The 21,772-nt window shown below is 64.6% G+C and carries 19 protein-coding genes; 14 read left to right on the top strand and 5 right to left on the bottom strand.

What is annotated here, in order from left to right; translation table 11 throughout:
- The first annotated feature begins 44 nt into the window (after positions 1–44).
- The gene (locus ACB037_RS10415; RefSeq protein ID WP_041214375.1) at positions 45–602 is read left to right on the top strand and encodes a cytochrome b/b6 domain-containing protein; all 558 of its coding nucleotides are present in this window, start codon (positions 45–47) and stop codon (positions 600–602) included.
- 105 nt (positions 603–707) lie between these two features.
- On the opposite strand, the gene ACB037_RS10410 is transcribed toward ACB037_RS10415, so the two are convergent.
- Positions 708–1,913, bottom strand: a complete 1,206-nt coding sequence (locus ACB037_RS10410; protein ID WP_371175311.1) for a NupC/NupG family nucleoside CNT transporter — start codon at positions 1,911–1,913, stop codon at positions 708–710.
- 527 nt (positions 1,914–2,440) lie between these two features.
- Here ACB037_RS10410 and dbpA point away from each other — a divergent pair.
- Together dbpA and ACB037_RS10400 are read left to right on the top strand one after the other, a co-directional pair.
- Entirely contained in the window at positions 2,441–3,820 is a 1,380-nt protein-coding gene (dbpA, locus tag ACB037_RS10405) for an ATP-dependent RNA helicase DbpA (protein ID WP_039039771.1), read from the top strand.
- Positions 3,821–3,906: 86 nt separating this feature from the next.
- On the top strand, positions 3,907–4,197 hold the full coding sequence (locus ACB037_RS10400) for a YkgJ family cysteine cluster protein (RefSeq protein WP_039039772.1): 291 nt from the start codon (positions 3,907–3,909) through the stop codon (positions 4,195–4,197).
- Positions 4,198–4,206: 9 nt separating this feature from the next.
- Here ACB037_RS10400 and ACB037_RS10395 read toward each other — a convergent pair whose 3' ends face one another.
- The gene (locus ACB037_RS10395; protein ID WP_124813004.1) at positions 4,207–4,599 is read right to left on the bottom strand and encodes a hypothetical protein; all 393 of its coding nucleotides are present in this window, start codon (positions 4,597–4,599) and stop codon (positions 4,207–4,209) included.
- A 285-nt stretch (positions 4,600–4,884) separates the two neighbouring features.
- On the opposite strand from ACB037_RS10395, the gene ACB037_RS10390 reads away from it, so the two are divergent.
- Complete coding sequence (locus ACB037_RS10390) at positions 4,885–6,279, top strand: PepSY domain-containing protein (protein WP_045523081.1); 1,395 nt, start codon at positions 4,885–4,887, stop codon at positions 6,277–6,279.
- 203 nt (positions 6,280–6,482) lie between these two features.
- Here the strand turns inward: ACB037_RS10390 and ACB037_RS10385 are convergent, their stop codons facing one another.
- Positions 6,483–7,388, bottom strand: coding sequence for a 1,4-dihydroxy-2-naphthoate polyprenyltransferase (locus ACB037_RS10385; RefSeq protein ID WP_029313608.1), 906 nt, complete (start codon positions 7,386–7,388; stop codon positions 6,483–6,485).
- Positions 7,389–7,598: 210 nt separating this feature from the next.
- Here ACB037_RS10385 and ACB037_RS10380 point away from each other — a divergent pair, with 210 nt between their 5' ends.
- The 8 genes from ACB037_RS10380 to ACB037_RS10345 all read left to right on the top strand — a co-directional run bounded on the left by ACB037_RS10380 (position 7,599) and on the right by ACB037_RS10345 (position 18,668).
- Positions 7,599–8,930 (top strand): isochorismate synthase MenF, encoded by a 1,332-nt coding sequence (locus tag ACB037_RS10380; protein ID WP_275873790.1) that lies wholly within the window; start codon positions 7,599–7,601, stop codon positions 8,928–8,930.
- A 33-nt stretch (positions 8,931–8,963) separates the two neighbouring features.
- On the top strand, positions 8,964–10,709 hold the full coding sequence (gene menD / locus ACB037_RS10375; protein ID WP_275873789.1) for a 2-succinyl-5-enolpyruvyl-6-hydroxy-3-cyclohexene-1-carboxylic-acid synthase: 1,746 nt from the start codon (positions 8,964–8,966) through the stop codon (positions 10,707–10,709).
- On the top strand, positions 10,699–11,463 hold the full coding sequence (menH, locus tag ACB037_RS10370; protein WP_275873787.1) for a 2-succinyl-6-hydroxy-2,4-cyclohexadiene-1-carboxylate synthase: 765 nt from the start codon (positions 10,699–10,701) through the stop codon (positions 11,461–11,463). The genes menD and menH overlap by 11 nt, the downstream gene beginning before the upstream one ends.
- On the top strand, positions 11,456–12,316 hold the full coding sequence (menB, locus tag ACB037_RS10365; RefSeq protein ID WP_039039779.1) for a 1,4-dihydroxy-2-naphthoyl-CoA synthase: 861 nt from the start codon (positions 11,456–11,458) through the stop codon (positions 12,314–12,316). Before menH ends, menB begins: the two co-directional genes overlap by 8 nt.
- Positions 12,316–13,245 (top strand): o-succinylbenzoate synthase, encoded by a 930-nt coding sequence (gene menC / locus ACB037_RS10360; protein WP_103858691.1) that lies wholly within the window; start codon positions 12,316–12,318, stop codon positions 13,243–13,245. Before menB ends, menC begins: the two co-directional genes overlap by 1 nt.
- Before the next feature lie 3 nt (positions 13,246–13,248).
- The gene (menE, locus tag ACB037_RS10355) at positions 13,249–14,649 is read left to right on the top strand and encodes an o-succinylbenzoate--CoA ligase (protein WP_275873785.1); all 1,401 of its coding nucleotides are present in this window, start codon (positions 13,249–13,251) and stop codon (positions 14,647–14,649) included.
- Between the two features lie 176 nt (positions 14,650–14,825).
- Positions 14,826–17,573, top strand: coding sequence for a collagenase (locus tag ACB037_RS10350; RefSeq protein ID WP_275873783.1), 2,748 nt, complete (start codon positions 14,826–14,828; stop codon positions 17,571–17,573).
- A gap of 156 nt (positions 17,574–17,729) precedes the next feature.
- Positions 17,730–18,668, top strand: a complete 939-nt coding sequence (locus tag ACB037_RS10345; RefSeq protein WP_111896545.1) for a vancomycin high temperature exclusion protein — start codon at positions 17,730–17,732, stop codon at positions 18,666–18,668.
- A 53-nt stretch (positions 18,669–18,721) separates the two neighbouring features.
- Here the strand turns inward: ACB037_RS10345 and ACB037_RS10340 are convergent, their stop codons facing one another.
- A complete protein-coding gene (locus ACB037_RS10340) occupies positions 18,722–19,336 on the bottom strand; it encodes a superoxide dismutase (RefSeq protein ID WP_111896553.1) in 615 nt (204 codons plus the stop codon).
- Positions 19,337–19,359: 23 nt separating this feature from the next.
- Positions 19,360–19,785 (bottom strand): hypothetical protein, encoded by a 426-nt coding sequence (locus ACB037_RS10335; RefSeq protein ID WP_029313599.1) that lies wholly within the window; start codon positions 19,783–19,785, stop codon positions 19,360–19,362.
- Between the two features lie 293 nt (positions 19,786–20,078).
- Between ACB037_RS10335 and ACB037_RS10330 the strand changes: the two genes are divergently transcribed.
- Positions 20,079–20,990 (top strand): triacylglycerol lipase, encoded by a 912-nt coding sequence (locus ACB037_RS10330; protein ID WP_039039783.1) that lies wholly within the window; start codon positions 20,079–20,081, stop codon positions 20,988–20,990.
- The gene (locus tag ACB037_RS10325) at positions 20,987–21,727 is read left to right on the top strand and encodes a lipase secretion chaperone (protein WP_371175310.1); all 741 of its coding nucleotides are present in this window, start codon (positions 20,987–20,989) and stop codon (positions 21,725–21,727) included. The genes ACB037_RS10330 and ACB037_RS10325 overlap by 4 nt, the downstream gene beginning before the upstream one ends.
- Positions 21,728–21,772: the final 45 nt, after the last annotated feature.

Genomic DNA, 21,772 nt, shown 5'->3' with positions numbered 1-21,772 from the left:
GCCCCGGGCCGGTCTTCCCCCGGCCCCCACCATGGAGCCTTGCCATGACACCTGCCTCTGAAGTGAAAGTCTGGGATCCCCTCATCCGGGTGTTTCACTGGGCGACCGTCACCCTCTGCCTGCTCAACTTCTTCGTGCTGGAAGAGGGCAGCAAACCCCACAGATATGCTGGCTACGCGGTGGGCATCCTGCTCATCATCCGCCTGCTGTGGGGGCTGGTCGGCCCCTATTACGCCCGCTTCGGCCAGTGGTGGCCAACCCCTGCCCGGGTCCGCTACTACCTGCGTCAGCTCGCCCAGGGGCGCCACCCCTACTACCTCGGCCACAATCCGGTCGGCTCCCTGATGATCTGGTTGCTGCTGCTGTCCCTGGTCGGGACCGTCGTCACCGGCTGGCTCACCACCTGGGATGCCTTCTGGGGCGAGGAGTGGCTGGAGGAGCTGCACGGCATCATCGCCAACACCCTGATGGCCGCCGTTGGCGTCCATGCGGCAGTGGTACTCCTGACCGATCGCCTCACCCGCAGCGATTTGGTCCGCGCCATGGTGCTGGGCAAAAAGCGGGTCCCCGCCAACATCAAGGTGGAAGACCCCCGCGCTTGATGGCCGGGCTGCCGACCAGTCCCCTCCTCTGTTCACCCGCTCATCTGCCCAAAAAAGACCCCCTGCCAAGGCAGGGGGTCGTCATGAGCAGCGCGGGGGGAGGACCTAGATCATCACACCGGCGATAACGGCGGAGAGCAGGCTCACCAGGGTGGAGCCGTACACCAGCTTCAAACCGAAGCGGGAAACCATGTTGCCCTTCTCTTCGTTGAGCGCCTTCACCGCACCGGCAATGATGCCGATGGAGCTGAAGTTGGCGAACGACACCATGAAGATGGAGAGGATGCCGACGGTGCGCGGGGAGAGCTCGGCGGCAATCTTGCCCAGATCCATCATGGCCACGAACTCGTTGGTCACCAGCTTGGTCGCCATGATGGAACCGGCCTGCAGCGCGTCACTGCCCGGGATGCCCAGGATCCAGGCAACGGGATAGAAGATGTAGCCCATGACGTGCTGGAAGTTGACGCCGAACGCCGCCTCGAACAGGTAGTTGATGAGAGCGATCAGGGCGATGAAGCCCACCAGCATGGCACCGACGATCACCGCCACGGTGAAACCGGCCATGATGTACTCCCCCAGCATCTCGAAGAAGTTCTCCTTCTTCGGCGTGTGGTGCTCGTCACCCTCGGCCAGCGCCTTGGCATCGGTCACGGTGTTGTCCGGCTCGTAGGGGTTGATCAGCGACAGCACGATGAAGGTGCTGAACATGTTGAGTACCAGCGCGGCCACCACGTAGCGCGGCTCGATCAGCTGCATGTAGGCACCGACGATGGACATGGAGACGGTGGACATGGCCGTCGCCGCCAGGGTGTACATCTGCTTCTCGTTCAGGTGCGGCAGTATGTTCTTGAGGGCGATGAAGTTCTCGGACTGACCGACGATCATGGAGCTGATGGCGTTGAAGGACTCCAGCTTGCCCATGCCGTTGATCCTGGCCAGCACGGTGCCGATACCACGAATGACGATGGGCAGCAGACGGATGTACTGCAAAATGCCGATCAACACGGAGATGAAGACGATGGGCATCAGCACCATCAGGAAGAAGGAGAAGGCCCCTTCGTTGACCAGACCGCCGAACACGAAGTCGGTCCCCTGCTTGGCAAACTCCATCAGCTTGGTGAAGCCGGCGGCAAAGCCACCCACCACCGCCAGACCCACTTCGGAGTTGAGCATGAACCAGGCGAGCGCCAGCTCGACCACCAGCAGCTGGCCGATGTAACGCAGCTTGATCTGTTTCCAGTTGCGGCGGTTTGCCAGCAACGCCAATGCCAGGACCATCACGAGTCCGAGCACGAAATGAACGTATTCCATACCAGTAGCACCCATTGAATTGTTATTTTTGACCGGCGCCATCATAAAGAACTGCATATTTAAAAATCAGAGAATCATCACAATCCGCGGTAAAAATATGCATGCGAAATAATACAAACGTTTTTAAATTAATTGCCAAGACACATGATTATTAATCGTCATTGAGAAAGCTTAAAAATAAATCAAAAACAATGATTTATACTCTTTCATTAATTTTATTCCTCATTCATATATATATTTCATAACGGCCATATCCCATATGACATCCTCCGATGACTCATCATCACAAGGACATGTTTAATTAAAAACGTTTTCTCGCCATTCATCATGATCTGGCCATGACCACCCTGTTCCATTGTGATCTTTTTACATACCGCAAGCCCGTCAACGCAGACAGAAGCCTCCATCGACAACCCATGACGCCAACAGTTCAAATATTCACCGCATCCGGCGGCACATTCTGGTATGATGCGCCCCCTTGCGCACCGCGCACCCCCATTTCTGGTTTTCCGACATAGAGTCCTTTTGTGAACAACAGCGAATTTAGCAGCCTGAACCTCTCCTCCGCCCTGCAGGACAACCTCGCCAGCCTGGGCTATCTGCAGATGACCCCGATCCAGGCCCAGAGCCTGCCCCTGGTGCTCGACGGCAAAGATTTGATCGCCAAGGCGAAAACCGGCAGCGGCAAGACCGCGGCCTTCGGCCTGGGTCTGCTGGCCAAGCTGGACGTCAACCGGCTGGCCGTGCAGGCGCTGGTGCTCTGTCCGACCCGCGAGCTGGCGGATCAGGTGGCCACCGAGATCCGCCGTCTTGCCCGCACCCTGCCCAACGTCAAGCTGGTGACCCTGTGCGGCGGCACCCCGACCGCACCGCAATCCGCCACCCTGGGCTTTGGCGCCCACATCGCCGTCGGCACCCCGGGCCGGATCCTCAAGCACCTGGAGCAGGGCACCCTTGAGCTCGACGACCTCAAGACGCTGGTGCTGGACGAAGCGGATCGCATGCTGGACATGGGCTTTGGCGAAGACATCAACCGCGTCATCAGCCACGCCCCGCGGGATCGCCAGACCCTGCTGTTCTCCGCCACCTATCCGGAAGGGATCGCCCAGATGAGCCGCGGCGTGCAACGCAACCCGGTGGAGGTGAGCGTGGAGTCCCTGCACGAAGAGAGCGCCATCGAACAGAAGTTGTATGAAGTGCCGGCCGGCCAGCGCCTCGATGCCCTCACCTGGCTGCTCAGCCACTACCAACCGGGCTCCTGCGTGGTGTTCTGCAACACCAAGCGCGCCTGCAACGACGTGGCCGATCACCTGGCCGCCAAGGGCTTCTCGGCGCTGGCGCTGAACGGTGACCTGGAACAGCGTGAGCGGGATCAGGTGCTGGTGCGCTTCGCCAACGGCAGCGCCACCATACTGGTCGCCACCGACGTGGCGGCCCGCGGCCTCGACATCAAGGAGCTGGGCGCCGTCATCAACTACGAGCTGACCTACGACCCCGAGGTGCATGTGCACCGCATCGGCCGTACCGGCCGCGCCGGCCAGCAGGGCCTGGCCCTGAGCCTCTACCAGCCGAACGAGGCCCAGCGCGTCAACTTCATCGAGGAGTACCAGCAGGCCCCCATTCCCCAGGGCGACCTGGCCGGGATCGGCCGCGACATCAAGCCGATCGCGCCGCAGATGGTGACCCTCTCCATCGATGCGGGCCGCAAGAGCAAGGTACGTGCCGGTGACATCCTCGGCGCCCTGACCGGCGAAGGCGGCATTGCCGGGGCCGATGTGGGCAAAATCCAGATTTCCGAGCAGTACTCCTACGTGGCGGTGAAGCGCCAGGTGGCGAGCGCCGCCCTCAAGCGGTTGCAGGAAGGCAAGATCAAGGGGCGTAGCTACCGTGCCCGCAAACTGGGCTAAGGTATTTCACACGCCCCAGCCAGACCACAGGCGCCTGACAGGCGCCTGTTTCATATCATTCGCCGCCATGCGGCAAGACAGGTGACATGACCCAAGCAATCCAGAGCGATGTGAGCTGCCAGAACTGCGAAGCCTGCTGCTGCCGCCTCGAGGTGATGCTCTTCACCGACACCGGCGTGCCGGACCGCTATATCGAGGAACGGGAAGGAGAAGTGCCCGTGATGCACAGACTGGAAGATGGCTGGTGCGCCGCCCTCGACCGCAACACCATGATGTGTCGCATCTACGAGGTGCGGCCGCTTATCTGCCGTGAATTCGAGATGGGGGAGCCCGACTGCCTCGACGAGCGGGACAAGTGGTTCATCAGGCTGGAGTAACCGGGGTGTTCAACCCGTGCTGACGTGGTTCTCCTTGCCTTGCAGCCCCTCGAGGCGCTGTGTCAGCCAGTGGATGGCCTGCGCTTCCTCCTCGAAATAGCGCACCTCCTGAAAGGGAAGCTCGCTGAAGACGTGATCCGCCAGATAACGTTTGAAATCCCCGATCATGACCACTGCCAGAAAGGCGCAGCCATGGGTGGCGCACCAGTTGAACTGGCGACGAAAACGGGCCAGCACCTCGGGGCCGGCGGCCTCGAACTCGGTCGCGACCTCGACGATGCCCCAGGGGGCTCCCTGCAAACGGCTTATCTGTTGGCTGAACTTGCCCTCATAGGCCATGGCACCTGCCAGGTTGAAAGGGCCGCTCGGCCGACAGATCAGCAGTTGCCCTTGTCGCTGCATCTCAAAATGGCCGTGTGCTTGCACGTTCACCTCCTACCTTGAGTCCTTCGCTGCGGCTGATATGCCCTGTGTTGCCACAAAGTAAGAATTTATCCCCGAAAAGTCCATGAAGCTCCCCGCATTGTGAACGGAAAGCTCCATTCAACCCCCGTTTTTACCCCGGTGGCGGAATGTACATTTCTTCGACATGTTCTGTTGCAGTTAACAAAACGTTGCTGCTATTATCCGCGCCACTCAAAACATTCCACCTACTGAAACCTTTTGGCGTTCACCCAGGGAACAACGATGAAGCAACAAGACGCAAGTTATTACCAACGGATCTGGCGCTGGCATTTCTATGCTGGTCTCTTCGTCGCCCCCTTCCTGATCCTGCTCTCCCTCACCGGCATCGTCTACCTGTTCAAGCCGCAGCTGGACAACCTGCTCTACCCCCAGCTGATGAAGGTGACGCCCGCCACCCAGACCCTGAGTGCCGACCAGCTGCTGGCCAAGGCAACCATCGCCATGCCGGACGCCAGCCTGCGCAAATACCTGCCCCCGGTGGCAGCGGACGCGAGCGCCCAGATAGTCGTGATGCGTGAAGGGCAGGAGCTGACCCTCTTCATGGATCCCGCGAACGGCGCCCTGCTCGGTACCATGGACAACAAGTGGAACCTGCAGGCGGTGGCGCGCGCTCTCCATGCGGAGCTGATGCTTGGCACCACGGGTGATCGCCTGATCGAGCTGGCCGCAGGCTGGGGAATCGTGCTCCTCGTCAGCGGACTCTATCTCTGGTGGCCCCGCAAGGGACCGGGTGTGGGAGGCATCCTCTGGCCGAGAATGCACCAGCGCGGCCGTCTCTGGTGGCGTGATCTGCACGCCGTGGTCGGCTTCTGGGGCGCAGGTTTCCTGCTGCTGCTGCTGCTGACGGGCATGACCTGGACCGGTTTCTGGGGCGGCCAGTTCGCCGACGTCTGGAACCGCTTCCCTGCGGCCATGTGGAACGAGGTGCCCAAGTCGGCCCCCCTCACCCGCAGCCTCAACCAGGCTCACGAACAGACCGTCTCCTGGGGGGCCGAGACCCTGCCCATGCCGAGCTCCCAACCCACGGCAGAGAGCCATGATCACAGCGCCATGACCCATGGCGGCGGACACGAGGGCATGGTCATGGCCAGCCATCGCATTCCGCTGCAACAGGTGGTCGACATCGCCAGCGAGCGTGGGGTCAGCCCGGGTTACAGCATCACCCCCCCGGTCGGTGAAACCGGCGTCTATACCATCGCCATCTTTGCCGATGATCCCCGCAACGACGCCACCCTGCACATCGACCAATACAGCGGCAAGGTGCTGGTCGACGTGCGCTGGCAGGATTACGGCCCGGTCGCCAAGACGGTGGAAACCGGCGTCATGCTGCACATGGGCAAGCTCTACGGCTGGCCGCACCAGCTCGTCATGCTGCTCATCTGCCTGATGATTCTGGCAAGCTCGGTGAGCGGGCTCTGGATCTGGTGGAGCCGCCGTCCCAGTGGTCGCCTCGCCGCCCCGCCCCTGCCCGCCAAGCTGCCTCCCATGGGCGGTGCCATCGCGGTGCTGGTCGTACTCGGGATCTGCTTCCCGCTGGTGGGGGCCTCCATGGTTGCCATCTGGCTGCTGGACAGTCTCTTCTTCTCTCGCCGCACGGCCGTGGCCCAGGCAAGTTGATCCAGGGGCAAGCACGCCTCATGCACACGAGGGCTCCCTGTCGGGGGCCCTCGTCGTCTGCATCACCTGGCACCATCCTTCGCCTGGCGGCATGCTCCTCCCCTGGCGATCATCACATCGGTCTGATGAAACAACAACGCATCGACACATCAGCAAAAAGGGCTCCCGTTCGGGAGCCCTTTTCATTGCCAAACGCGTCGGCCTCAGGTGAGCGCCAGCCCGGCAGAGAGCAGCAGGCTGAACAGAAATGCGCTGATGGCGGTCTTCTTGAGGGCGCCGGTCAGCACCTCGCCATCGAAACTCTCTCGCAGGGTACGGGCGGCATCGGTGAGGGGCTTCATGGCGGGCAGGAAGATCCAGGGCCAGAGGCTCGCAGGCTGGGTCAGCAGGAAGGCGATGGTCGCCAGCAGCGCCGCCCCCAGCAAGACCCAGTGATAGGCGATGGCCCGGTTGCGGCCAAGGCGCACCGCCAGGGTGATCTTGCCGCTGGCGGCATCGGTCTCGATGTCCCGCACGTTGTTGATGTTGAGCACGGCAGTCGCCAGCAGGCCGCAGGCGGTGGCGGGCAGCAACAGGTCCCACTCCAGGCTATGGGTGAAGAGGTAGTAGGAACCGAGCACCCCCAGCAGGCCGAAGAACAGGAACACCGAGATGTCCCCGAAGCCGCGATAGCCGTAGGGGCTCTTGCCCACCGTGTAGGTGATGGCCGCGACGATGGCCGCTCCCCCCAGCAGGATGAACGTCAGGATCTGCTGCCACGCCTCCCCGAAGGCGCAGACCAGCAGGGAGAGGCCGCTCACCACGGCCGCCAGAGCGGTCAGCCCCATGGCCACACACATCTGGTGCCGGGTGATGAGGCCGGAAACCACGGCGCGCTGGGGACCGATCCGCTCCCCGTTGTCGGCACCGGAGACCGCATCGCCATAGTCGTTGGCCAGATTGGAGAGAATTTGCAGCAGGATGGCGGTCAGCAGGGAGAGCCCCATGATGGTGCCGTCGAACGCTCCCCGGCTGGCTGCCAGCCCCGAGCCCAGCAAGATGGAGGAGCACGCCAGGGGCAGTGTTCGCAAACGCGCCGCCAGCAACCAAACAGAGAAGGTATTTGTCATATTGTGATGGCCAAACAATCAGATATTGATCGTGTTAAGGGTTATCGAACCGGATTTAGGTATACTTGGCTGCGCGGGGGCGTCGGCTCCCCCGGGCAATTTACATGGACGAATGGGCAGATAATATATAGGAAATCGTCGCCCTTTGGCATCAACCTGCGCCATCCTCCCCCGGAGCGATCGCGATTATCCGGCTCAGACTAGACATCCATGTTGGCTCAGACCCACCTCAAGCAACAACTGGACGCCCTGCGTCACAGCACTGTCAGCGGTTTCGTGCGACTGCGCGTGGCCGCTCACGTCAACGTCTTTCCCGGCTGGTTGGCGGCCCAGACGCTCTACCCCCGCATCTATTGGCGCGCCAGAGGGCAACAGAGCCCCGAGTACGTGGCGCTTGGCGCCATTCACGAGCTGACCCGGCCGGAGGATATCCAGCGGGTCTGCGACCTTGCCGGCACGGCCAGTGAAGACAGCCCTCGCTACTACGGCGGTCTGGCGTTCGACCCGGATCTGCCCGGCTGGCAGGGGTTTGGCCCCTGCCGCTTCGTGCTGCCCCGCATCGAGCTGGTACGCCGGGGGGAGTGCACCAGCCTCTGCCTCAATCTCTGGCTGCCCGCCCGGGAAGAGGGTCACGCATTCGAAACCGAACTCTGCGCCGCCGAGGCGGCGCTCGATGCCCTGCAACCCGAGGCCCCCCTGCCCGCCCTGCAAAAGCGGCCATGGCAGCGCCAGGACCTGCCGGGCCCTGCCCAGTGGCAGACCCTGGTGGAGCAGGTCACGGCCCCCGACTTCCAGGCCCGCACCCCCAAGGTGGTGCTGTCGCGGGAGAGCCTGCTCCAGAGCGAGGCGCACGATGCGCCCCTCTGCCCCTGGTCCCTGCTGACACAGTGGGCCCGCCACGCCCAGGAGTGCTTCCACTTCGGCTTCCAGTTCTCCCCCGAGCAGAGCTTCATCTCCTGCTCCCCCGAGCGCCTCTACCGCCGGGAGAAGGGCCACCTCTTTACCGAGGCGCTGGCAGGCACCATTCGCCGTTCCGGGGATGAGGCGACCGACGCGGCCCTGGCCGCCGAGCTGCTGGCCGACAGCAAGAACCGGCTGGAGAACCGGCTGGTTCACGCCGACATTCTCAGCCGCCTGGCCCCCCTCACGACCGATGCCACCCTGACCGAGCCGCGCATTCTGAAATTGCGGCTGCTGCAACACCTCAAGTGCGACATCGAGGCCGAGCTCAAACCCGGCGTCTGCGACTGGCAACTGCTGGCTGCCCTGCACCCCACTCCCGCCGTGGGGGGCGCCCCCCGCGAGGCAGCGCTCGCTTTCATCCGTGAATGCGAGCCCCATGATCGCGGCTGGTATGCCGGTGCCTGCGGCATGCTGAGCCGGGAGACCTCGGAGTTCTCCGTCGCCATTCGCAGCGCCCGGATCAGGGGCCCGCGCATCAGCCTGTTCGCCGGTGCCGGCATAGTGGCGGGATCAGAGCCCGCCGCCGAATGGGCCGAACTCGACAACAAGATCGCCAACGTGCTCTCCCTGCTGGGATAGCGTTTCTCACCGACTCCTCACTGCGAGAGCTTCATGTCCGCCAGCCACGTGTCCGCGCATCACGCCTTTGCCAGCCATCACGCCACCTTCAACCATGTCTGGTCCTCCCTCTTGCTGGAAGAGCTCTTTCGCCTCGGCGTGCGCGACATCGCCCTGGCCTCCGGCTCCCGCTCGGCGCCGCTCACCATGGCCGCCGCAGCCCACCCGGGCTTTCGCCGCCACCTGCACTTCGACGAGCGGGGTCTGGGCTTCATGGCGCTGGGGCTTGCCAAGGGGAGCGGCCGCCCGGTGGCGGTGATCATGACCTCGGGCACCGCGGTGGCCAACCTCTGGCCCGCGGTGGCGGAAGCCCAGCTCACCGGGGTCCCGCTCATCATTCTCTCTGCCGACAGGCCACCCGAGCTCATCGACAACGGGGCCAACCAGGCCATCGATCAGCCGGGGATCTTCGGTCGCTACCCCGTCTATCAGCAAAATCTGCCGAGCCCCACTCCCGCCATTCCGGCGGCCTTCGTGCTGAGCTCGGTGGATCAGGCCCTGGCCCGACAGGCACACACCCCGGGGCCGGTGCACTTCAACTGCATGTACCCCGAGCCCCTCTACCCCGGCGACCACTATCTGGACTTTTCCGATTACCTGGCGCCCCTCGGCGACTGGTTGCACTCGGCCAAGCCCTGGAGCCCCTGGCTGCCGGGCGAGCCGGGCTGCCCCGCCCAACCGGACTGGGATGAGCTGAAGGGCAAGCGCGGTGTCATCGTCGCCGGACGCATCCAGGATCCGGTGCAAGGCAAGGTGGTGGCCGAGCTGGCCGACCGCCTCGGCTGGCCCCTGCTGGCGGATCTGCAAAGCCAGATCCGCTTCGATGATCGCAACCTCGTCCACACGGATCTTGCCTTGCAACACAGCGACTTCGTGGCCGAGCTGGCCCGCGCCGAGGTACTGCTGCAATTCGGTGCCCGCCTCATCTCCAAGCGCCTCGGCCAGTTCATCAAACAACACCCCTGGCAGGATTACTGGCTGGTGGACCCGCAGCCGGCACGCCTCGACCCCGACTATCGGCTGCGCCGTCGCCTGGTGTGCGACCCCGCCGCCTTTGCGGCCGCCCATCCAATCCCCCATTCGCAGCAGCCCTGGCACCAGTTGGCCGCGCGCCAGCAGGCCATCAGCCAGCAGATCCGCACCGCCTGTGATCGCTTCTCGGAGCTCGGGGTGTGCCACCGCCTGAATCAGCTCATCCAGGGTCAGTTGTTCGTCGGCAACAGCATGCCGGCCCGGCTGATGGACATGCTGGGCGAGGTGGGCAAGGGCCCCAGCCGGGTGATGACCAACCGCGGCGCCTCCGGCATCGATGGCCTTATCGCCACCGCATACGGCTTCGCACAGTCGGTCCCGCCTGACAGTCGCGAGCCCACCACCCTGCTGCTCGGGGATCTCAGCGCCCTGCACGATCTCAACAGCCTGGCGCTGCTCGGCAAGGGGAGCCGCCCCCTGGTGGTGATCCTGCTCAACAACGACGGCGGCAGCATCTTCCGCATGCTGCCTGTGCCCACCCAGGACGCCCTGCTGGAGACCTACTACTGCCTGCCCCACGGCCTGCACTTCGAGCACGCCGCCGCCATGTTCGGCCTGCACTACCGGGCCCCCACCACCCTCGACGCATTTGAGCGGGACTATGCCGCAGCCCTGAAAAACGGGGTAACCCTGATTGAAATCAAGGTACCGAGCAGTGAAGTCGCCGAGGATCTCAAGGCACTGGGAGCCGCTATCCGTGGTCTCTGATCCCGCCGCGCCGCTGGTGCTGCTGCACGGCCTGCTGGGGGACGCCGACGACTGGCGACCTGTCATCCAGGCCCTGCCCGGCGTCCCGTGCCATGCCCTGGATCTGCCGGGCCACGGCCGCAACCGGGCACTGCGGGTGAGCGGCTTTGACGAGGCCCATCGCTGGCTCTGCGACGAGCTGGCCGCTCGGGATATCGCCCACTACCGGCTGGTGGGGTATTCGCTGGGGGGGCGGCTCGCGCTTCATCACGCCAGCCACTCCCCGGCGGGGTTGCAGGCCCTGCTGCTGGAGAACTGCCACCCCGGGCTGCCTGCCGGTGAACGTCCGGCCCGCATCGCTCACGATGAAGCCTGGGCCCGGCGTTTCGAGTGCGAGCCCCTGACCCGGGTGCTTGCCGACTGGTACCACCAGGGCGTCTTCGCCGACCTGGACGACGATGCCCGCACCCGCCAGGCCGCACGCCGCCTTGGCAACGACGGCAAGGCCGTGGCCGCCATGCTGAGGGCCACGTCCCTGGGGCGACAGCCGGATCTCGCCCCCTGGCTTCGGGATACCCGGCTGCCGGTGCAGTGGGTCTCCGGCAGCCGGGATCACAAATTCCATGCCCTCGCTTGCCAGTTGGTAAAGCAAGGCTGCAATATCAAACACTTGGCTCTGGATGGCGGACACAATCTGCACACAAGCCAGCCCGATACCTTTGCCCGGCTCCTGCGGGAGTGGGCTCACCAACCAGAAGAGAAGATCCATGATTGAAGCAATGACGGAAGCCGAGCTCTATGCCCCTGTCGAGTGGCACGACTGCTCCGCCGGTTACGAGGACATCCTCTATCACAAGTCCCCAGAGGGCATTGCCAAGATCACCATCAACCGTCCCCAGGTGCGCAACGCCTTCCGCCCCCGTACCGTGAAAGAGATGCTGCAAGCCCTGGCCGATGCCCGCTACGACGACAAGGTCGGCTCCATCATCCTCACCGGCTTCGGCGAGAAGGCCTTCTGCGCCGGCGGCGACCAGAAGATCCGCGGCGACTACGGTGGCTACAAGGACGATGAAGGCACCCATCACCTCAACGTGCTCGACTTCCAGCGTGACATCCGTACCTGCCCCAAACCCGTGGTGGCCATGGTGGCTGGCTACGCCGTCGGTGGCGGCCACGTGCTGCACATGATGTGCGACCTGACCATCGCCGCCGACAACGCCCAGTTCGGCCAGACCGGCCCCAAGGTGGGCTCCTTCGACGGCGGCTGGGGCGCCTCCTACATGGCCCGCATCGTCGGCCAGAAGAAGGCTCGGGAGATCTGGTTCCTCTGCCGCCTCTACGACGCCAAACAGGCCCTCGACATGGGGCTGGTCAACACCGTCGTGCCCCTGGCCGAGCTGGAGCGTGAAACCGTGCGCTGGTGCCGCGAGATGCTGCAACACAGCCCCATGGCCCTGCGCTGCCTGAAGGCGGCCCTCAACGCCGACTGCGACGGCCAGGCCGGTTTGCAGGAGCTGGCAGGCAATGCCACCATGCTGTTCTACATGACCGAAGAGGGTCAGGAAGGGCGCAACGCATTCAACGAGAAACGCCGTCCCGACTTCTCCAAATACAAGCGGAATCCCTGATGACACTCGCCCTCTACCGCTACCAACTGCCCTTTACCCAGCCCCTGGCCTTTCACGGTCAGTTGCAGGTAGCGCGCGAGGGCCTGCTGGTACGCATCGACGATGGCTGGGGGGAGATAGCCCCCCTGCCAGGATTTTCCAAAGAGACCCTGGCCGACGCCCAGGCCGAGGCCCTCGACTGTCTGGCGCAGCTGGCGCGGGGACAGACCCCGACGCCACAGCTGCCCTCGGTGCAGTTCGGGCTCGACTGCGCCCGTCGTAGCTGGCCCGAGCAGGGTGCCCCCCTGCCCGAGCCCTATCCGCTGATCCAGGGCTCCCCCCAGGAGCTGCTCAAGAACTGGAAGCAGTGGCTGCACGAGACCCCCCTCAAGGCCAAGCTGAAGGTAGCCCGCTACCCCATGCGCGACGAGCTGGCGCTGATCCGGCTGCTGCTCGATCGGCGCCCCAATCTCAAACTGGTTCTGGACGCCAACCAGGGCTGGACCCGCGAGGAGGCCTGGGCCTTCTGCGGCCACCTGGATCCGAATCGCATCGAATACCTCGAAGATCTGTGCGCCGACTTCGAGGACATCGCCTTCGTCGCCAGCCGCACCGGCATGCCGGTGGCGCTGGATGAACTGCTGGCCCAGGGCAAGCCCTGGGAGCCCATCCCGCAACTGCGCGCCCTGGTGCTCAAGCCGACCCTGCTCGGCGCCCTCGCCAACAGCGAGGCCCTGGTGGCCCGCGCTCGCGAACTTAAGCTCAAGGTGATCGTCTCCTCCTGTTTCGAGTCCGGTCTCGGCCTCGGCCAGCTCGCCCGCCTCGCAGGGGAGTGGGCGCCGGATCAGGCCCCTGGCCTCGATACCCGCCGCTGGCTGGCCAGGGATCTGCTGGACAAGCAGGGGCAACCCGATCCGAGCAGGATGGCCCCCCTGTTTCACCGTGACTGACCCATGGTGACCCGTCAGATCCCACGGCAGGAAACCTGCCCGGTACGACGCTGGGCGGCACTGGCCCCTCATCGCATTGCCATCCATAGCGGGGAGCCTCTTAGCTACCAGCGCCTTGACCTGCGCCTCAACAGCCTGTGCAATCAGCTCGCCCGGGCCGGGCTGGAACGGGGAGATCATCTCGCCGCCGTGGTGCGCGGCGCCCTGGAGGATGTGTTGCTGGCCTGGGCCTGCGTGCGCAGCGGCATCGTCTTCTGCCCCCTCAATCCCGCCTTTCCGGCAACCAGACACAGCATACTGGCGAGCCAGCTCGAGGCCCGGGCATTCTGGTCGGCAGGCGAGATCCCGGCGGGCGACTGGCAAGCCCTCAGCCTCGACTTCACGGGCGAGCTGGCCGCAGATGGGGAGTCCCCGCTGGTACCCGACCAGCCGAACAACATGATCCTCACCTCGGGATCCAGCGGTACCCCCAAGGCGGTGGTCCACCGCCTCGCCAACCACCTCGCCTCGGCCCGGGGTTCCGCCACCCTGATCCCCCTGGACGAAGCCTGCGGCTGGCTGCTCTCCCTGCCACTGTTTCACGTCGGCGGTTACGCCATCCTGTTCCGGGTCTTCCTGGCGGGAGCCGCCCTGGTGCTGGACGATCGCACCCGGCCCCTCAAGGCGCGGCTAGAGGATCAGCCCATCACCCACCTCTCGCTGGTGCCGACCCAGCTCTGGCGCCTGCTGGCACAGGGCTTCGACCCATCCCGCACCCGGGTGCGAGAACTGCTGCTCGGGGGCGCCGCCATCCCGGCGCCCCTGGTCAACCGGCTGACCGCTCTGGGGCTGGAGCCCAAGGTGAGCTATGGCCTCTCCGAGATGGGCAGCCAGGTCTGCACCGGGCAACCCTGCGCCGCCGGCGTGGTGGGTCGCCCGCTGCCGGGGCGGGAGGTCTGCATCCGCCAGGGGGAGATCTGCGTGCGCGGTGAGACCCTGTTTGCCGGCTATTTCAGGGAGGGCGATCTGGTGCGCCCCCTCGATGAAGAGGGCTGGTTCCACACCCGGGACAAGGGCCGCCTCACTCCGGGGGGCGATCTGGTGGTGGAGGGGCGGCTCGACAACCTCTTCATCTCGGGAGGGGAGAACATCCAGCCCGAGACCATAGAACAGCGGCTGGTGGATCACCCCGCCGTGGCCCAGGCCCTGGTGGTGCCGGTGCCAAGCGACGAGTGGGGGCATAGGCCCGCCGCCTTCATCGACTGGCACGGCGAACCAGTCCCCCCTGCCGAGCTGGCCGCCTGGATCAGGCTGTCGTTACCCGGCTTCATGGTGCCGGACCAGTGGCATCCCTGGCCGGATCTCGGCGGCAATCTGAAACCCTCCCGCACCCTGCTCGCCCGCAGCTTGCGACAAGAGGAGTGACGCCTCCCCCATATGGGGCGGAGTCCTTGCTATCAACACGGCCCCCTTTGGGGCTGTTTTTATGTTGTTTGCTCCCGAATGCATCATTTCGCTGCGCCATCTGGCCAATTGATATTCCTTTGGAGCCCAATAACCTCTCTGGTCCCCACGCCTCTCCATCCACCAAAGGGATCATGATGAAGCACCTCTCTCCCCGGCTGCTGCTCCTGGCAGCCCCAGGCCTGCTCGCCACTTCGGCGCTGGCCAACTACTCCCCCTCCGACTGGCAACAGTATCAACTCAAAGGCGAATCCAGCCGTCAGCTGGGGGATCGTCTCACCGAAGTGACCTTTGAACTGAGCGCCCGCAGCGGCGACGCCCCTTATCAGCAGTTGAGGGTGTATCGCCGCTTCGACTGGCGCGATGCCAACCTGGCTGCGCTGGCAGAGCAGCAGTGCGGCGAGCCGAAGCTCAAGATCGAGCAGGGCTGGCAGATCCGCTACCTCAGCTGTGAAGAGGTGGTACCGGCCGGCAAGGCCGTCCCGGCCAGCAGCTATGACTATGGCTACGGCATGAAGCAGGGCCGCTGGGAGCCGCTGGCGGGCACCCCGACCGCGCCGCGTCAGGATCGTCTGCCGTTGGCTGAGCGGGTCATCCTGGGTCACAGCGAGCAGGAGCTGGATCGCTGCGAGCTCAACGCCGAAGGTCGCTGCGCCGAGCAGGCATGGCAGTACCAGCCGCAAAACTGGCAGCAATTGAAGGTGCTGGAAGAGACCCCCAATGAACGGGATGGTCGCCTCGAGCAGATCTTCTTCCGCCTGCAGCCCATCGCGGGCAGCCAGGCCGCCAAGCAGGTGAGCGAGCTGCACGTCTGGCGCCAGTACACCTGGTTGCTGGACGAGATCAAGGCCCAGCAGGAGTGCGATGAACCCCAGACCCGTCAGGAAGGGGACAAGACCATCAGCTACCGGGTGTGCCGTCAAACCCTGCCCGCTGGCAGCGAAGTGCAGGTGGTCTTGAAGGACACCGGCTATCAATACCCGGTGGGGGGCAGCGAATGGCAGACCCTGCCGGAGACAACCGAGTGGCAGGAGAGCCGGGTGCTCAACCGCCCCATCGTGCTGGCCAGCAAGGAAGAGCTGCTCGACTGTCGCCGTGCCGACGGCCGCGCCTGCTCCGAGCCGGATCTGCCGGGCACCGAGCTGCTGGACGCCGACGCAGCCAAGATAGTGCAGGACGCCAGTGGCCAGCCCGCCCCGGTCTGGCAGGAGAACTATGGTCACGATGACACCAAGCTGCTGGCCGTGTCCCGCGGCATCCAGCGCCTGCTGGCGGCCAATCAGCCGGCTCATCCGGCCATGAAGCTGCTGCTGGAATACGTGCGTGCCCACAACTACCACAACTACGGCAAGCACAAGGAAGACGGCCCGGCTGCCGCCGAGGCGCTGGCCGAGGCATTGACGGCACTCGGTGCCCATCCGCTGCTCTTCCCGGAGCAGGCCAGCGACGAAGTAGGCGCCGTCATGGGAGCCTGGAGCATCGCTCTGCACGGTCAGTTCAAGAGCCCGGCAGTGCAGAGCCGCTTTGGCACCCTGCTCGGCGAGTTCAACCAGATGCTGGCCTACAGCACCCGCCATGCCAGCGAGATCAACGGTCAGCACGCCTGGGCAACCGGTCTGTTCGATCTGCTCAACTTCCTCGACTTCGCCAGCGACTACAGCGACCCCTTCGCCAACGACTTCCGCCAGCAGGATGGCGAGCTGCGCAAGCAGCTGCACGCCCTCGGCATGAGCGAGCTCGCGTTGTGGCAAGGAAGGGATGGTGCCGATCTGTTCCTGCTCAACAACGTGCTGGATGCCTACACCCGTCTCTACCGGGTCGCCCGCTATACCCGCCCGGACGAGCTCGACGGCTACCGCAAGCTGCTGGATGACTCCGTCATCGCACTGGTTCGCCACCACGACCTGATCCCCGGTGGCCAGCAGAGTCAGGACCTGCTGGAAGACATGTCGCTGACCCTCTCCACCTACTACCTGACCTACACGGACCGCACCAGCGAAGCCTGCATCAGCGGTGACTTCGCCGGGCTCTGCACCCCTGTCCGGGTGGAGGACGTGCTGCCCTTCGAGCACACCTGCTCGCCGACCCTGCGCCTGCGGGCCCAGGATCTGACCATGAGCCAGGCCGAGGGCATCTGTCGTGAGCTGGGTGCCGAAGAGCAGCAGTTCCACCAGCAGATGGAGACCGGCTGGCAGCCGGTGGTGGATGATCACAACGAGGCGCTGGAACTGGTGGTCTTCAACTCCTCCGCCGACTGGAAACGCTACGGCAGTGCTCTGTTTGGCGGCGTCTCCACCGACAACGGCGGCATCTACCTCGAAGGGGATCCGGCGCGCCCCGGCAACCAGGCCCGCTTCTTCGCCTACGAGGCGGAGTGGAAACGCCCTGCGTTCCAGGTGTGGAACCTGCGCCACGAGTACGTGCACTACCTGGACGGCCGCTTCAACCAGTACGGCAGCTTCGGCCACTACCCGCTCAACCGCACCACCTGGTGGTCGGAAGGGCTGGCGGAATTCATCGCCCACGGCCAGTGCTTCACCCGTGGTCTGGACAACGTCGCCGGCCGCCCGGCCAGCGATCGTCCGGCCCTGGCCGACATCCTGCACCTGGATTACGACAAGGGCGGCGAGATGGTCTACTCCTGGTCCTACACGGTACACCGCTTCCTGAACGAAACCGGTCGCGGCGCCAGCTGGCTGGCCATGGCCCAGGCCCTGCGCAACCCGGATCGAGAGCAGGCCATGAGTGCCTTCGAAGCCGAGCTGGACCAGCTGATTGCCAATGACAGCGAGGCCTACCAGCAGTGGCTCGGCCGCGAGCTGCTGCCCTGGTGGGAAGCCAACAAGGACTCCGACGAGTGCAAGGCCAACGACTCCTCCCACTGAGGACGAGACGACGATGACAAGGGGCGGCCATGGCCGCCCCTTGTTTATGGCGCCGTTTGATATGCCCGGGATCATGGCGCACGCTGCGACAACCTCTGCCCGAGTGAGCCCCTGCGCCGCCATCAAACCTGACGCGCCACAACAACTTGTAATAGAATGGCCCCCTGTCTTCTCTTACTTCAGACCCGAACCGCACCGCGCATGAAGAAGTTTGCCAAGATCCTGCTCGCCTGCCTCTGCCTGTTGCTGGCCTCCATCGCCGCCCTGCTTGGCTACAGCGAGTGGACCGTCTCGGACGCCCGTCACTACACCTACGACGACGTCAACGCGGTGCCCTACAACCGGGTCGCCCTGGTGCTCGGCACCTCCAAATACCTGATTGGCGGGAGCCCGAACCACTACTTCAAATACCGGATCAAGGCCGCCGCCGAGCTCTACAACAACGGCAAGGTGGACTACATCCTGGTCTCCGGCGACAACGCCACCGTGCAGTACAACGAACCGCGCCAGATGCGGCGGGCCCTGATCCAGGCCGGCATTCCAGCCAGCGCCATCTATAGCGACTACGCCGGTTTTCGGACTCTGGACTCCATCGTGCGTGCCAAGGAGGTGTTCGGTCAGGCCCACTTCACCGTGGTCTCCCAGGCCTTTCACAACGAGCGTGCCATCTTCATCGCCCGCCATTTCGGCATCGAGGCGGTCGGCTTCAACGCCGTGGATCCCAGCGCCTATCAGGGCATCAAGACCCGGGTGCGCGAGGTGTTCGCCCGCCTGATGGGGCTGCTGGACCTCTACGTGCTGGACAAGGGTCCCAAGTTCCTCGGCGAGCCCATCGTCATCGGCGGCCCGGTCCCCTGCCAGGCGTTGAGCACCATAGGGGCAAGCCAGCCCTGCCTGCCCATTGCACCGCCCCCTCATCAGCCGAAAGCCAAGCAGGCCGCGGCCGTGAGCGCGGCAACCGCCACCAGTGCAGCGGCTGCAACCAGCAGTGCCTTGGCCACCAGTGCAGCCGTGCCGAGCGAAGCTACGCCCGTGGATAATCCGGCTGCCGCCAGCGCGGCGCCGGCCACTGGCAGCACACTGACTCCTCAATAGCAGAGACCCGCCAACAGGCGGGTCTCTTTCATTGGGCTCGGTATTTCCGGCGATCAGGCCAGCGCTGCCACATAACGCCGTGCCACCTCATCCCAGTCGATCACGTTGTAAAACGCGGCTATGTAGTCGGGACGCTTGTTCTGGTACTTGAGGTAGTAGGCATGCTCCCACACATCCAGCCCGAGTATGGGGGTGAGCCCCTCCATCAGGGGGCTGTCCTGGTTCGCGCTGCTCACCACCTGCAACTTGCCGCGCCCATCGACCACCAGCCAGGCCCAGCCGCTGCCAAAACGGCTCAGCGCCGCCTGAGTAAAGGCCTGCTTGAAGGCCTCCAGCCCACCCAGATCCCGCTCGATCGCTGCGGCCAGCTCGCCGTCCGGCTCGCCGCCGCCCTGCGGACTCATCACCTGCCAGAACAGGCTGTGGTTGGCGTGACCGCCGCCGTGATTGCGCACCGCCCCCTGCACCTGGGCCGGCAGGCTGTCGATACGGGCAAGCAATGCCTCCAGCGGCAGGGCAGCCAGCTCCGGCAGATCGGCCAGGGCGGCATTGAGGTTGTTGATGTAGGTCTGATGGTGACGGCTGTGATGGATCTCCATGGTCTTTGCATCGATATGGGGTTCCAGCGCGTCATAAGCGTAAGGAAGGGCTGGCAGGGTATGGCTCATGTTCATTGTCTCTCCTGTTGGGCTCAATGCAGTTGATGGGCAGAGCCGGTCTGACACAGACATTGACCCAGGCTGCGCTGGATGCCGTCGTGATGACCGTGTTTGCCCAGAAAGGCGAGCAGCTCGGTACGGGTGCTGCGGGCGTGGCGAACAGCCGCCTCCCGCAGGGCAGCGGAACTGGTAGGGGACTGGCTGGTGGCCAGCAGGCAATCATGGATGTGACACAGCAGGTCGGCGGCCCGATCTGGCAGGGTCATGGCCACCAGCAGATCCGCCAGGTTGTGATGGGCCACCACCAGGGCCGCCACCGCTTCGTCGGCATCGTGCCAGTCGGCAAACTGCTGGCGGGCAAGCCACAGCGCCTGCTGATAGCAGTCGAGCGCCCTGGCGTACTCCCCCGCATCGAAATGACGGTTGCCACTCAGGGTCTGCGCCTTCCAGTGCGCCATGCTGCTGTCCGCTCCGGTGGTACCGACCCACCCCTTCACCCAGGTTCCCGTCATGACTCGACCACTCAAATGATAATAATTATTATTTAACTTATTTAATGGGCAGACACAAGGAATAGTTGGTGCCGCCTTTTTTGCCCATATGGGTAGGGTTTTTCTGCAATCCCCGGTTTAGTGATCCCATCCACAGATACATCTGAGTTCAGCCACCATGCTGCCGGTACTGGCATGAGGCCGGTGGCTGCCCCGGTGACGACCAGAATGCAGCCGGTTTTTTCACAAGGACGGTGAAGATGAAAAGATGGCTATTGATGCTGTTGTGCGCCCTGCCCATGCTGGGTCAGGGGGCCGGTTATACCCAGACCCGCTACCCCATAGTGCTGGTGCACGGTCTGTTCGGTTTCGACAAGCTGCTCGGGGTCGATTACTTCTACGGCATCCCCCAGGCCCTGACCCGGGATGGCGCCAAGGTTTACGTGGCCCAGGTCTCCGCCACCCAGAGCTCGGAGCTGCGCGGTGAACAGCTGCTCAAGCAGGTGCAGCAGGTGCTCGCCATCACGGGGGCGGAGAAGGTGAACCTCATCGGCCACTCTCACGGTGGCCCCACCATTCGCTACGTCGCTTCGGTCGCCCCCGAGCTGGTCGCTTCCGCCACCAGCGTGGGCGGGGTCAACCATGGCTCGGAGATCGCCGACCTGGTGCGGGCCAAGGTGACGCCGGGCTCGGCGGCCGAAGGTCTGGCGGTGGCCGCCGCCTCGGCCCTGTCCGGGGTCATCTCGCTGCTCTCCGGGGGCAGCCAGCTGCCGCAGGATCCCCTCGCCGCCCTCGACGCCCTCACCAGCACCGGCGCCCAGCGCTTCAACCAGCGCTATCCGGAAGGGCTGCCGAGCCAGCATTGCGGCGAAGGGCCCATGCAGGCCGCCAACGGGGTCTACTACTTCTCCTGGAGCGGACGCGGCACCATGACCAACATCCTGGATCCGGTGGATCCGGCGCTGGCGCTGACCGGCAGCTTCTTCAAGGAGCCCAGTGACGGCCTGGTCGGGGTATGCAGCAGCCACCTCGGCAAGGTGATCGGTACCCACTACCGCATGAACCATCTGGACGAGGTGAACCAGTCGTTCGGCATTCGCCACCTGTTCGAGACCGACCCGGTCAACCTCTATCGCCAGCACGCCAACCGCCTGCAGAGGCTGGGACTATGAACAGGGCATGGCTGATGGCCGCTCCGCTGGCGGCGGCCCTGCTGCTGGGGGGCTGGCAGTATTGGCCCTCCGCTGACGCAACCGCCCCTTCGCCGCAACATGCCGGGCCCGCTTCCCCTCTGGTCAGGCAGGCTGCACCGCCATCGGATAAGTCCTCGCTGCAGGCCCGCCATGAAGCCTTTCTCGGGGCTGAGGGCAGCCTGACGGTGCCGACGGATCCGGGCCTCGCCAGCTTGCAGAAGCTGTTCGACGAGCGCGAACAGTTGCGCAGGCAGCGTTTCACCCCAGCCGAGCAGGAGCAGCTGTTTGCCGAGGACAGGCTGATGGAGCAGTGGACCCTGCGCCGCAAGGCGCTGGCGGAGGCCAGCGATGCCGACAAGCCGCTGCTGGCGAGCGAGCTGGAGCTCTGGCTGGCGGAGCAGCCCCAGTGGTTTCGGGAGGCGGAGGCCAACAGCCGCCTGCTCGGCGATCTGCAGGCTCTGGAGCAACTCCCCGCAGCAGGGCGTGACGCCGCACTGCGCGAACAGTTGGGACCGGAGGCGGCAGACCGGTTGCACCAGCTGGCAGAGAGCCAGCAGGCGTTCGAGCAGCAGCTGGCCGGCTATCTGGCCGAGATCAGGCCCCTGCCTGCCGAGGCCCGGGTCAGCCAGCAGCCGGAGATCCTGGCACGCTGGTTCGAGCCCGGTCAGTGGCGACGGGTGGAGGCCCTCACCCGGCTCACCCTGGACGAGCAGTAACCTGCATGAAAAAGGGGCCCGCAAGTGGGCCCCCATTCTTTGACG

This window comes from Aeromonas sp. S19(2024) (assembly GCF_041402625.1).
GTDB lineage: Bacteria > Pseudomonadota > Gammaproteobacteria > Enterobacterales > Aeromonadaceae > Aeromonas > Aeromonas caviae.
The sequence above is the reverse complement of the archived record's forward strand: the minus strand, read 5'-3'. Positions and strand labels throughout refer to the sequence as shown.